We start from the raw sequence: 13,057 nt of genomic DNA on the forward strand, positions 1-13,057 counted from the left end.
AGGCTGAATTGTTGTTTGAATATGGCTGAGACATGATTCTGGATCTTTTTAAGGCTACTAATCCATAACGATAGAAAAACAACGAGATTAGAATCCATCTATAATGGTTCCCGCAGATTTCAGGGATTTCGCAGATTTAGGGTGATGAAACGTTGTGTAGTCGCATTTGAAGTCTGAAAAAAGCCAGTCTAAAGTTATTCTCAATCAATGTTTTTCGAAGCCCTTGTCTGGTTCTTCTGAATGGGATTCAGGATCTGAGAAGAGTGGATTTAAAATGCCTCAGCAGGAGCAGGCTTACAAAAAAAGGCACCAGGCCTATCTTAATAAACCTGATGGGAACGAAAATCCTTTTTGTTAACCATATATCATTCTATTTCCAGAAATATCTCAACAAAAAGATTGCAGTGTACAGCAGGACTAAAATAGCCAATAGTTGCTGACTTTCATTTACAAATTGTTCAAAGTATTCAGTGGATTTACTTTATTATCAAACGGCCTGATTTTTCAACATATGGTTTAATCGATGGTAGATGATCAGGTATCAATTTCCCTCATTATGAGATTAGTAATAAAGATCATATTTAAAACTGATTCTATGCAAATGTGTTAATAAAATAAGGTTTGCCGTAATATTTGGTTACCTTTGTTTTTAACAAAATTTATATAAACGAGTAATGAGTTTTTTTGCAGAAAAAAGAAGGGAAGTAATGGTGCATATTGAGAAGTATATGCTCGACATGATGGATACATACCTTAAGCCTATTGATACCAATTGGCAACCATCTGATTTTCTACCTGATTCTACAAGTGATACTTTTTATCAGGATATTAGAATCTTGAGGGAAAATGCAAAAGATTTATCATATGACCTGGTAGCTGTTTTAATAGGCGATACCATTACTGAAGAAGCCTTACCTACCTACGAATCATGGCTGGCCATGGTGCAGGGACCAAGCATGAAAGAAGATGGTGGCTGGATGAAATGGAACAGACACTGGACTGCTGAAGAAAACCGTCATGGTGATTTGTTAAATAAGTATTTATATTTATCAGGTCGTGTGGATATGCGCCAGATGGAAATCTCTACACAATATTTAATTGCTGATGGTTTTGACATCGGAACCGGACATGATCCGTACCGTAACTTTATTTACACTTCCTTTCAGGAGTTGGCTACCAATATTTCGCACAGAAGGGTGGCTTCCCTAGCCAAAAGAGATGGCGATACCCTATTGTCTAAAATGTGTGGGGTTATTGCTTCTGATGAAGCGAGACATGCTAAAGCTTACAAGGATTTCATGAATCGTATTTTCGAAGTGGATCCTAATGAGGCCATGCTTGCTTTTGAGGATATGATGCGTAAAAAAATTGTAATGCCTGCACACTTTTTACGTGAAGTGGGTTTGAAAATTGGTCAGACATTTGGTCACTTTACCGATGCAGCACAACGCTTAGGTGTTTATACAGCGGTTGATTACGTAGAAATTATGCAACAGTTAATTGAAGACTGGAAAATTGACGGTATGCAGGATTTAAATGATGCCGGTGAAAAAGCCCGTGATTATATTATGGCACTGCCTTCCCGTTTATTGCGTGTGGCAGAACGGATGAAGACACCCACCATTGATTATAAATTTAGCTGGATTGCTGGTTAAAAGCCCTGAAATATTATTGAAAGTCCCGTTTTGAAAAAATCATAACGGGACTTTTTTGTGCTACATGTTTCGGCGGTATTGCCCGCCAACCTGATAAAGTGCATGGCTGATCTGACCAAGGGAGCAAACTTTACAAACTTCCATTAGCTGTTCGAATATATTTTCTCCATCAATGGCAGATTTCTGAAGTTTTTTGAGCAGGTGATCTGATTGAGCTGCATTTCTTTGCTGAAAATTTTGGAGTGCATTGATCTGGTATTGCTTTTCTTCTTCAGTAGCCCGTATCACCTCACCTGGAACTATAGTAGGCGAACCATTCTTATTTAAAAAAGTATTAACTCCTACTATCGGATAATCACCATTATGTTTAAGGGTCTCATAATATAAACTTTCTTCCTGAATTTTTCCACGCTGGTACATGGTTTCCATCGCACCTAAAACGCCACCCCGGTCGTTAATTCTTTTAAATTCCTGTAATACGGCATCTTCAACCAGATCGGTTAATTCTTCAATTATAAATGCGCCCTGCAGTGGGTTTTCATTCTTAGCCAATCCTAATTCCCTATTGATAATGAGTTGAATGGCCATGGCGCGACGAACAGATTCTTCTGTAGGTGTGGTAATGGCTTCATCATATGCATTGGTATGTAATGAATTACAGTTGTCATAGATGGCATAAAGTGCCTGTAAGGTTGTCCTGATATCATTAAAATCTATTTCCTGCGCATGCAGGGAGCGTCCGGAAGTTTGAATATGGTATTTTAATTTTTGCGACCGGTCATTTCCTTTATATTTATTTTTGATTGCTTTTGCCCAGATTCTCCGTGCCACCCTACCAATCACAGCATATTCGGGATCTATCCCATTGGAGAAAAAGAAAGAAAGATTGGGGGCAAAATCATCAATGTGCATGCCTCTGCTCAAGTAATATTCTACAAACGTAAAACCATTGCTTAAGGTAAAAGCAAGTTGGGAAATGGGGTTTGCCCCTGCCTCGGCAATATGGTATCCGGAAATTGATACAGAATAAAAATTACGGACTTTTTCATCAATAAAATATTTTTGAATGTCGCCCATCATTCTGAGTGCAAATTCTGTGGAGAAGATACAGGTGTTTTGTGCCTGATCTTCTTTTAAAATATCTGCTTGTACCGTTCCACGAACCGCACTGATTGCTTTTGCCTTGATGGTCTGGTAAACTTCCAAAGGTAAAACCTCCTCTCCGGTTACACCCAGAAGCATTAATCCCAGTCCATTATTTCCTTCAGGAAGTTCGCCATTGTATGAGGGGCGCCGGATATTTTTTGCCTGGTAAATTTTATCTATCTTTTGCGCTGTTTCTTCCTGTAGATTGTTTTCGAGGATATACTTTTCACATTGCTGATCAATAGCGGCATTCATGAAAAAGCCCAGCAACATCGGCGCAGGCCCATTAATGGTCATGGAAACGGATGTGGAAGGTGCACAAAGGTCGAAACCTGAATACAGTTTTTTGGCATCATCAATAGTGGCAATACTTACCCCTGAGTTCCCGATTTTACCATAAATATCGGGGCGGATGTGCGGATCTTCTCCATATAGGGTCACGGAATCAAACGCGGTAGAAAGCCGATGTGCCGGCTGTCCGAGTGAAACATAATGAAAACGTTTATTTGTACGTTCGGGACCACCCTCACCTGCAAACATTCTGGTTGGATCTTCACCCTCCCGTTTTAACGGGAAAACGCCAGCGGCATACGGGAACTCTCCTGGTAGGTTCTCTGTAAGTAACCATCTTAAAATATCGCCCCAATCTTCATATCGGGGTAGGGAAACTTTAGGAATGTTAAGTTTGGATAATGACTCGTAATATAGTGGTTGCTTAATTTCCTTATCACGTACTTTATAGATAAAAAACTTTTCCTTATAAGTCTTTTTGGTTTCCGGCCATTGACGAAGCAGGCGCTTACATTCACCATCCAATTGTTCCTCAAATAATATATATGCCTCCTGTAAACCTTCACTTAAAGAGAGCGATGGATGATCTTGTGCAAGATCGAGAACGCCTTTCAGCTGATACATTTTTCGGGCAATGCTGGCTTGTTTATCTACCCATTCATGATAGGCCTGGCTTCCTTCAGCTATTTCTGCCAGGTAACGGATGCGATCAGGTGGAATGATATAAATTTTTTCTGACTGATCTGAAGTGAGTTCCATTTTCGCCTGAAAATCTGTTCCGGTTTTAATGTTAATTTGTTCCATCAAGGCAACAAAGAGGTTATTCATGCCCGGATCATTAAACTGTGATGCCATGGTACCATAAACAGGAATTTTATCATCGCTCACCTCAAAAAGATTGTGATTACGTTTGTACTGCTTGCGTACATCGCGAAGTGCATCCAAAGCACCACGTTTATCAAATTTGTTTAAAGCAACCAGATCGGCAAAATCAAGCATGTCAATTTTTTCCAGTTGTGTAGCGGCACCAAATTCAGGTGTCATCACATACAATGAAACATCACAATGTTCGGTAATTTCGGTATCAGACTGGCCAATTCCGGAAGTTTCCACGATAATTAAATCGTAACCTGCCGCTTTACAGATATCGATACTTTCCTGTACATTTTTGGATAAAGCGAGATTCGCCTGCCGCGTAGCAAGTGATCGCATATAAACTCTAGGATTATTGATGGCATTCATGCGAATGCGATCGCCTAATAATGCCCCACCGGTTTTTCTTTTGGATGGATCAATGGAAATGATAGCCAATGTTTTGTCTGGCACTTCCACCAGGAAACGACGAACCAGTTCGTCTACCAATGATGATTTACCTGCTCCGCCTGTTCCTGTAATTCCTAAAATTGGAGCCGTGTTATTTTTTGAAAGTTTCTTTAATTCATCCACGAATTTCTGGGCACCTTCCGGATCATTTTCTGCAACCGTAATTGCTCCGGCAATGGCCTTTACGTCTTTTGTTGGGATGGTTTGCAATTCGTTTGTAATCCCGTCATTCGTCATGAAATCAGTTTGAATCAACATATCATTGATCATTCCCTGTAAACCCATTTTGCGACCATCATCCGGAGAGTAGATTTTAGAAATCCCGTAGGCCTCAAGTTCTTCAATTTCTGCAGGTAAAATCACCCCACCGCCGCCGGCAAATATTTTGATATGCCCTGAACCTTTTTCCTGTAAAAGATCATGCATGTATTTAAAATATTCTATATGTCCGCCTTGATAGGACGTCATGGCAATGCCCTGAACATCTTCCTGTATGGCACAATTTACCACTTCTTCGACTGATCGGTTATGACCAAGATGGATGACTTCTGCTCCGGATGACTGTAAAATCCGACGCATGATATTAATGGTGGCATCGTGGCCATCGAAAAGGGAGGCAGCGGTTACAAAACGGATTTTATTTTTTGGTTTGTATATTTCTACTGGTTGCATACAATAGGATTTAAAGGCGGCTGTACTTAAACGACTCATCCTTGTTCCCAAATATTTGGTATGCAAATGTACTAAAATAAGTAGCTCCGGCCAGGTATACCCTATACCGTTATGGCTTTTGGTTCAGCTATAAATCCTGTCCGAATTGCAACAAATAGCCATTATTGTCATAAATGGCAAACTCCCTCATGCCGTAATCGAAATCTTCCAGTGGGTAACAGATTTTACATTTACTTTTTAAATTTTCCCATAATGTTGCTACTTCATTTGTTTTGATATAAAGTGAGCCACTCATGATCGGTTTATGTAAGTTACGGTGTTGATTAGGTGTGCAGAACATGATTTCTATTTCATCTTTGCTGAGGGTTAACCAGCAAACGTCATCGGACTTTTTACTACAGGTGAAGTTTAATATTTCAGTATAAAATGTTAAGGTGGCCTGTATATCATGCGTTTCGAGCATGGGCGTGAGTTTGGTTGCTGTATATGTTGACATGATCCAAAAATAATAAAAGTGGTTCAAAATAGAAGATCATCCTCGTGATTAGAAATAGTATACTTGATTTTTAACCATATAGGCATTTAAGTGCATATCAGGTATAGTTTCATATTGTGCATTTATATCTGGGGGCATGCTAAACTGACTAAGGTGGTCAATATTATTCTTTGCCATTATCATCGAAGATCATCCTTGGTGATTAGAAAATAGTATACTTGATTTTTAACCATATAGACATTTAAGTGCATATCAGGTATAGGTGGAGATTACTTGAGATTTTTGGTCTAATAAATTTAAGGGTACCTCAAAAGACCCTGAAATGAATTCAGGGTGAGGATTATATGTAATAAAATAAAAAAAAACTATGCTGGTAGGCATAGTTTTTTTGAATTATTTATTGGTAATTTCTGTGATGGGTTCTCCAACATTGCCATTTGGCATTTGAATATGCAGCAAGGCAGCGAGGGTAGGGGCAATATCAGTCATGTAATGTGTTTTATTTGATGCACCTGGCTTGATTCCCCAGCCCATAAAAACCAATGGAATGTGAGCATCATATGGATTCCAGTTGCCATGGGTAGTACCTGTGCTGCTACCGTTAAACCAGTTCGGATTTAAAATGTAATAAAGGTCTCCGCTTCTTCTGGCATTGTAACCATTGGTGATCATTTTCTTTTGAACCTCCGGTAAAGTTACCTGAGAGATTTTTGAAATGTCTACCACATTGGCACAGCCATCCATCTTTCTCAAAAATTCTATTGATGCCGATTTTACTACATCAAAGCTTACATTCAGCTGATCTGTTTTATCGTGATCAAAAATAATCTGGTTGTTCATTGATCTTAACACAATATTATTGAGCTTGAATTTTTCATTAAGATAAGTATTTAGTTTACTGGCAATATCTCTGTCACTTACCACACCTGAAGGTAATTTATTGGCCTGCATAAAGCCAGGTACATGGGCCGCACCATGGTCTGCCGTTAAAAATACAGTGTAATTTCCTTTGCCAACTTTCTTATCCAGATAATTGAAAAATTCTTCAATGTCTTTATCCAAACGTAAATAAGTATCCTCAGCTTCTACTGAATTCGGGCCATAAGCATGACCAACATAATCGGTAGAAGAACAACTTACTGCTAAGAAATCAGTGATGTTATCCTGACCTAAATCTTCAGAAAGGATGGCTAATTTGGCAAGGTCAAGGGTAATGGTGTTGCCGTAAGGTGTGCTTCTGATGGCATCGTAATTTTTACCGGCAAACTGCGCAAGGCTATGCGGAAAAGTACTTTGTTTTCCTTCATAAAACTGTTCATCCGCAGTACTGTTCACATAAGTGTTAATCGGATATAATGTTTCCCAGTTTTTTGCATAAAACTTATTTGCGAGTTTAAGTTTATTATAATCTGCAATCCAGGTTGGTACTTCTTTCATATAATAGCTACTGGTGATCCAGTTACCTGTAGTTCCCTGATACCAGTATGCTGCATTTGCGGCATGACCTGCAGGAAGAATAGATCCCCTGTCTTTCAATGAAATTCCGATGACTTTACCGCGGAAATTAGTGGCTAACCTTAACTCATCTGTAATGGTTGAGGTTAACATATTTTTTGGCGACATATTGCCTTCGGGTGATGGTGTACTGCCCACAGTTACGACACTGGTATCTTCAGTGCAATACACGCTTCTTTTTGTTTCAGGATCATACCAGTCGTTGCCGATAATGCCATGAATGGCCGGCACGGAGCCTGTATAAATACAGGTGTGGCCACAGGCCGTATAAGTTGGGGTATAAGGAATAAACGTATTTTCAACAGAAAAACCCTCGTTAATTAATCTCTTAAAACCTCCATTGGTATAGCGGTTGTAATAACGGTATAAGTAATCCCAACGCATCTGATCAACCACCAGGCCTACCACCAGTTTAGGTCGTGCCACTTCAGCAGGAAATGTCTGGGATTGATTTTGTGGTGTTTTTTTGGTTTGTGCTGATGCGATTGAACCGGAGAGGAGTGCGAGTGAAAAGAGTAAATAAGAAATTTTCTTCATTCTGTTTTTTAGTAAAGGCCAAAATTAATCATTTTAAGATGAAGAACTTTTGAAGTTTTTGTAAAGTTTTTATATCGCTTCCGCTACTACGAACGTGCTTCCGCCGATATAAATCAGATCATTTACCATTGCATTTTTTAACGCGGCTTCCTTTGCTGCTGAAACTGAAGTGTATGTTTTACCCATAAGGTGATATGCAGATGCCTGTTCTGCCAGCTCAGCTTCAGGTAACCCTCTTTCCAAATCAGGCATACAAAAATAATAGGTAGCTTGCAGCGGCAGTAGTGATAAAACCTTCGAAATATCTTTGTCCTTCACCATTCCAAAAACGATGTGCAATTTTTCGTAGGGCGTTTGGTGAATGTTTTTCATCACTTCTGCAATACCGGCTTCATTGTGACCGGTATCACAAATTACCAGCGGACTGGTTTGCAAAGTTTGCCACCGACCCTGCAAACCAGTGTATTTTTTTACGTTTTTGAGTCCTTTGTAAATACTTTTTTCTGCAATTTTGAATTCCGTTTCTTTTTCAAGAACATGCAATGCTTCCAAAACGGTCACGATGTTCTTTTGCTGATAGAAGCCAGTAAGGTCGCTCTGCAGATTTTTGTATTGTATTTTATCTTCCCGAAGGATAGATAAGGAAAGCAGGTTATCCTTTAATTCAAAATCGGCAGCCTTTAAAATCTCATCTGCAAATACGATCGGTGCATTTGCTTCTGTAGCTTTTGCAATGAAAACAGCCGATGATTTGTCTTGTGTTTCACCAATAATGACTGGTGTATTGGCTTTAATGATACCTGCTTTTTCACCGGCAATTTCTTCAATAGTATTTCCAAGCATATTCATGTGATCCATGCTGATATTGGTAATCACAGAAATTTCAGGACTGATGATGTTGGTAGAATCTAAACGTCCGCCCAGGCCAACTTCAATAACGGCAATGTCTACTTTGTTTTTTGCGAAATGATCAAAAGCCATGGCTACCGTTACTTCAAAAAAAGAGGGTTGGATGTCTTCCATGAGTGTTCGCTGAGCGGAAACAAAGTCGATCACATCCTGCTTCGGCATCATTTTTCCATTGATCCGGATGCGCTCTCGAAAATCTTTAAGGTGTGGTGAGGTATATAAACCTGTTTTATAGCCTTGTGCCTGTAACACTGCTGCCAGCATGTGCGACGTAGAACCTTTACCATTGGTGCCAGCCACATGAATACTTTTAAATTTTCTTTGCGGATGATCAATTGCTTCGCATAATAAAATGGTATTGGTTAAATCCTTTTTAAATGCTGACGCGCCAACACGGGTAAACATGGGAAGTTTACTGTATAAAAAATCAAGTGTCTGCTGGTAATTCATGGCGCAAATATACATCAAGGGGATTCAAAGTGAAATTGAAATCTTTTTAAAAAAAGCATCTAAACACAAAAGGGCACGGTATTTTATCCGTGCCCTTTTGTATTAGTATTACAATATGTGAAATTTAAAGTGATGTAAAGCTAGTTTACGCCAAAATTAAAAGTAACTAAGCCAGTTTGATTATCTCCACCTTCTTCGGCTTTAATGATCGAAGAGTTTAACACCGCCTGAATACATTTATTCACCAATTCAGTGTCGGTTGTGGTAGATCCCTTAAGGTTTTGAGTGGCCTTAACAATTTTTCCGTTCCGGTTAAAATATACCCTGATCACAATCCGGCCTGTCTTCTGACCATCATCTGTTGGCTTTTCTAAATTTGCAAAGCGCCTCAATGGGAGTGGTGTATTGCCAAATCCTGAACCGCCTGCACCATAATTGTTGGCTAAAGGATCACCATTTACAGAACCCTGGTTACCCGGCGTATTTCCGGTTCCATCTCCACCGCCCTGGCCGGTACTTTTCTTGCCCTTGTAAAGCGCATTTTGGTTTACGACCGGTTTCGAAGGTTTATCTTCAGTGGCTGTAGTTGGGGTAGCCGCCTTCGTTTTGGTTGGTTTTGTATTTACGGCAATTGCCTCTTCGGTATTTTGTGTCTGAATTTCCTTCTCACCAGTTTCTACCGTTGTATTTTCCGTTACTTTTTCTTCTGGTACAACTTTATCAGGTGCTTTATTATTGGCATTTGGATCTGCAGAAGGTTCTTCAATACTGGTATAATCATCGCCCATCCCGGTTTCAGCCGTACCATAGTTCACCACCATACCACCCATTCCGATCTCTTCGGGGGGCTCAAAAGAATTTATCACGATCAAAAAGCTAATCGCAAGCAAAACAGCCATGATTCCGCTGGAAATGGCAATGGCTTTTGGATAATTATTTTCTTCTGTAGTATTATTCATTATTTTTTAGGCTCTACAGCTAAAACGAGTTTTAATTTCAATTTGTTTGCTACATCATAAGCCACCATGATGTTTTCTGCCGGAACATTTTTTGCCACATATAAAACGATCGTCATATCAGGCGCAGCTTTCTGATAAACCTCAATGGCAGATTGTAAGCCTTCAGCAGCTACTGGTTTCTTATCAACGAAATAATTGAACTTATCGTCTATACTCACCGTTACGGCTTTCTTTGCTGTTGATTGTTGTCCGCTGGAAGATTGTGGCAATAATAATTTAACCACCTGTGGATTTACGACAGCCGAGGCCAATAAGAAAAACAACATTAGAAAGAACATAATGTCGTTCAGTGCTGATGTATGTACTTCTACACTTCCTTTTGTTCTTTTGCGTAAATTCATTATTTGCTTGGTTCTTCTAATAAATCAATAAAATCAATAGCATCTGTCTCCATTTTAAGGATGATTTTTTCTACCATAATGTTTAAGATGTGGTACAACACATAAGCAATAATACCGATAATTAAACCGGATGCAGAGGTGATCATTTTAGTATATAAACCTCCTGAAATGGTACCAATTTCAATAGCGCCTTTAATGGATACCTGGTGAAAGATGGTAATTACCCCAACGATGGTTCCGACGAAACCAAGCATGGGTGCAATACCAGCAACAATACCGAGGATACTGATATTCTTTTCCAGTTTGGAAACCTCTAATTTACCCACGTTTTCAATGGCGCCTTCAATATCCTTAATCGGTCGACCGATGCGTTTTAAACCTTTCTGCAACATGCGTGAAAGTGGAGAGTTATTATTTTTTAGCAACGACATGGCCCCGTCTAAATTTCCGGAATGGATATATGATCTGATCTGTCCCATAAGGTTAGCTTCATCTTTTGTCGCTTTTTTAATAGTTAAGTAACGTTCTACAAATATAACAAGGGCTAAAAATGCCAGAAATGCCAGCGGAATCATTACCCAGCCGCCTTTAAAAAGAAGGTCGATAAAGTGAAGTTCTTGCGGAGCGGGCTGTGTTAACGCCTGGTTAACCGCATTGGCTGTGTCTTGAATCGCTTGCGTGGTGTCTTGAATTAATAAAGTAATCATTATGGTTGTGTGTTGGTAAATATTTGTTGTACGAAAAATCCTTTTCCTTTTAGTTTTTTCTGCAAAATCTCTTTTTGCACTTCAGCTTCTTTTTGCGTTTTAAAACTTGCAATGCTTACCTTTTTTAAACGGCCCGGAAGTTTTGCAATTTCTGCTTTCAAACCTATTTTTTCCATTTGTTTGATAAAAACCAAAGCTTTCTTTTCTGATTGGAAAGATGCCGCAATTACGTTAAAGGTAGACGGACCGGTATTAACCGGGATTTGACTTTCTTTAGGCGTTTCTACAGGAGGCTTAACCACTGGCTTTTCTGTCAGTTTACCAAGTGAATCTGTTTTTTTCTGTACCTGGTTTACTTTCAGAATGCTATCTGTTTTGGCAGCAGAGTCTTGTCTGGCTTTTGCCGGATCAACAGTAACCTGAGCTGTGTCTGTAACGGTTTTAATAGGTTGAGCAGGTGATATCTGGCCTGTAAATAGTTCTGGTTTAATCAGATAGGTGATGGCTACTGCGATAATTACAATCAATACAGCAATCGTTATTTTTAGCCAGGTTGACATGCCTTGCGGTGTTTCTTCCTCAGATAGAATAGGATCGTGACCAAAGCGATTGGGATGTTCGGCATGCTGTGCTTTAATGAAAGAAGGCGCATCTATTACAGGTTCCGGCTCTGCTGTATTTTCGTCCAGATGAAGGTATGTTTTAGGTGTATCCGCATCAGCCCTCAATGAGAAGCGACCTGAGTGAGGTACCGGTTGAAGGATATCTGTTTCTGAAATTGCTGTTTCATCAGGAACCACAGCATTTGTGGCAACAGGAGTTTCCAGCTGCGAAGTATTTTCATTTGCCTGTTGAACGGCTTCTTTATACGCCTCTTCTGATTCAGGGGTATGGCCAAAACGATTCGGATGTGCAGCATGCTGCTCCTTTATAAATTCAGGTGTATCCTTCACCTCTTCAGCAGGAATGGTATGTTTTAAAGTATGCTTAAAATCATCCTTCACTTCATCAGGTTCAATATTTTCAATTGCGGGATGTTGATATGATGGATTTGCAAATGGGGAAGATGTAACCGTTTTATCAGGTATTTCGCTATTTACTTCCTCCTCTGTTTTGTCTACAGCTGGTTTTACTTCTTCAATGTTGTTTTCAGAAAGTGCAGGAAGACCAAAAAATTCAGAACCATAGGTAATGTTTTCAGCAGGGTCAAAACTTAAACCCGCATGCTCTGTAAAATAAAGTCTGCCAATACGGTCCAAAATGGCTTCATGTTCCTCTTCCAGGCGAAGATTAGTCTCTTCTACAAATTTAGAAATGTAATACCCGGCACTTTCAACAGATATGTTTCTTTTAGCGGCAACATAGTCTTCCAGTATATTTTCTTCTTTAACTTCAGGAGTAAAGTGCAAAGTAAATCCCGGGGGTAAGAAAGATTGTTTTTCCTTATCGTATCTGCCAGGATATTTCTTTTTAAAGAAAGTTCCTAAACCGGCAATACCAACTTCTTTGCGTTGTTGCAAGAGTTCAAAAAGGTATGATAAGATATCCATTTTGTAAAATTATTATTTTAGAATTAAAAAAGATATTCATTTAAACTGCTTTGAAGGCTGTTTTTACAAAATGTGAGTTGAAAAAGCCCGGAAATAGGGGAGGAATGAATAATTTTTATCATGCAAATTTTACGGTTTAAGAGAATTGGTAGCTGAGTTCTTTCAAAGATAACGGTTACAAAGATAAAAATGGTATGTTACTACGCAAATGGCATATAAAATATAATACGATTGTGCTAATCAAAAGTAATCTAAAAGGATTTAGACAGTTGTAAATATATAAAAATAGTTAATCTACCGATTTTGTAGATTAACTATTTTTTTTTACGTTTGTCATTACGATGAATACCACACGAACAATTCTTACTCAGGTACTTAAGTTGTTAGTTCCGCCTTCCTATCCTCTGAAGATACCACGGATGAATCAGGAACCCTGTAAAAGTTAA

9 protein-coding genes are annotated in these 13,057 nt (G+C 39.1%); 1 reads left to right on the forward strand and 8 read right to left on the reverse strand.

Annotation, left to right across the window (positions count from 1 at the left end; all coding sequences use genetic code 11):
* Window positions 1–674: 674 nt before the first annotated feature.
* Complete coding sequence (locus tag OQ267_RS06990; RefSeq protein ID WP_088300995.1) at window positions 675–1,655, forward strand: acyl-ACP desaturase; 981 nt, start codon at window positions 675–677, stop codon at window positions 1,653–1,655.
* A 60-nt stretch (window positions 1,656–1,715) separates the two neighbouring features.
* Here the strand turns inward: OQ267_RS06990 and OQ267_RS06995 are convergent, their stop codons facing one another.
* From OQ267_RS06995 to OQ267_RS07030, 8 genes are all read right to left on the reverse strand, one after another.
* Window positions 1,716–5,087 (reverse strand): methylmalonyl-CoA mutase family protein, encoded by a 3,372-nt coding sequence (locus OQ267_RS06995; RefSeq protein WP_265835363.1) that lies wholly within the window; start codon window positions 5,085–5,087, stop codon window positions 1,716–1,718.
* Window positions 5,088–5,214: 127 nt separating this feature from the next.
* The gene (locus tag OQ267_RS07000; RefSeq protein WP_265835364.1) at window positions 5,215–5,583 is read right to left on the reverse strand and encodes a VOC family protein; all 369 of its coding nucleotides are present in this window, start codon (window positions 5,581–5,583) and stop codon (window positions 5,215–5,217) included.
* A gap of 393 nt (window positions 5,584–5,976) precedes the next feature.
* A complete protein-coding gene (gene pafA, locus OQ267_RS07005) occupies window positions 5,977–7,635 on the reverse strand; it encodes an alkaline phosphatase PafA (protein ID WP_265835365.1) in 1,659 nt (552 codons plus the stop codon).
* A 69-nt stretch (window positions 7,636–7,704) separates the two neighbouring features.
* On the reverse strand, window positions 7,705–8,994 hold the full coding sequence (locus OQ267_RS07010; protein WP_265835366.1) for a bifunctional folylpolyglutamate synthase/dihydrofolate synthase: 1,290 nt from the start codon (window positions 8,992–8,994) through the stop codon (window positions 7,705–7,707).
* Window positions 8,995–9,134: 140 nt separating this feature from the next.
* A complete protein-coding gene (locus OQ267_RS07015) occupies window positions 9,135–9,953 on the reverse strand; it encodes an energy transducer TonB (RefSeq protein WP_088300991.1) in 819 nt (272 codons plus the stop codon).
* Window positions 9,953–10,354 carry an ExbD/TolR family protein gene (locus tag OQ267_RS07020; protein ID WP_088300990.1) on the reverse strand — a complete coding sequence of 134 codons (402 nt, stop codon included), beginning with the start codon at window positions 10,352–10,354 and terminating at the stop codon, window positions 9,953–9,955. Before OQ267_RS07020 ends, OQ267_RS07015 begins: the two co-directional genes overlap by 1 nt.
* Window positions 10,354–11,061 carry a MotA/TolQ/ExbB proton channel family protein gene (locus OQ267_RS07025; protein WP_088300989.1) on the reverse strand — a complete coding sequence of 236 codons (708 nt, stop codon included), beginning with the start codon at window positions 11,059–11,061 and terminating at the stop codon, window positions 10,354–10,356. Before OQ267_RS07025 ends, OQ267_RS07020 begins: the two co-directional genes overlap by 1 nt.
* Window positions 11,061–12,611 (reverse strand): hypothetical protein, encoded by a 1,551-nt coding sequence (locus OQ267_RS07030; protein ID WP_265835367.1) that lies wholly within the window; start codon window positions 12,609–12,611, stop codon window positions 11,061–11,063. Before OQ267_RS07030 ends, OQ267_RS07025 begins: the two co-directional genes overlap by 1 nt.
* Window positions 12,612–13,057 lie beyond the last annotated feature (446 nt).

This window comes from Pedobacter sp. MR22-3, from assembly GCF_026240075.1.
Lineage (GTDB): Bacteria > Bacteroidota > Bacteroidia > Sphingobacteriales > Sphingobacteriaceae > Pedobacter.